The 348-nt window shown below is 37.9% G+C and carries 1 protein-coding gene; it reads right to left on the bottom strand.

Features of this window, described 5'->3' with window-relative positions:
* Positions 1 to 263: ATP:cob(I)alamin adenosyltransferase (locus BW716_RS35920; protein WP_143709288.1), on the bottom strand; the 263-nt coding region annotated here is incomplete at its 3' end.
* Positions 264 to 348: the final 85 nt, after the last annotated feature.

Below are 348 nucleotides of genomic sequence, written 5' to 3'. Positions count from 1 at the left end.
GCTCTTCCGATCTCACCGTTTTTCAACACTTCTTTTTCTGCCGGAGTGGCTAAAATAGCACCAACAGTAAAAAGACGATCCTGAATTTCTATTAAAATGCTTTTATAATGTGAATCGATTTCCTGATCGCGAATGAGTCCTATATAAGAGTTCAATTCGTCAACAGTTCCGTAACTGTCAATCCTGATATGATCTTTAGGAACGCGTGTGCCGCCAAAAAGAGCTGTGGTTCCTTTATCTCCTGTTTTTGTATATACTTTCATTTTTTTTGTTTGAGATGCTATCCCGAAGCTTCGGGACTGAGTTGCTAAGTGACTAAGTTTTTTCTTTTGCGACTAAACAATTAAA

This window comes from [Flexibacter] sp. ATCC 35208 (genome assembly GCF_001975825.1).
Lineage (GTDB): Bacteria > Bacteroidota > Bacteroidia > Chitinophagales > Chitinophagaceae > Chitinophaga.
This window is presented reverse-complemented; position numbering and strand designations above follow the sequence as displayed.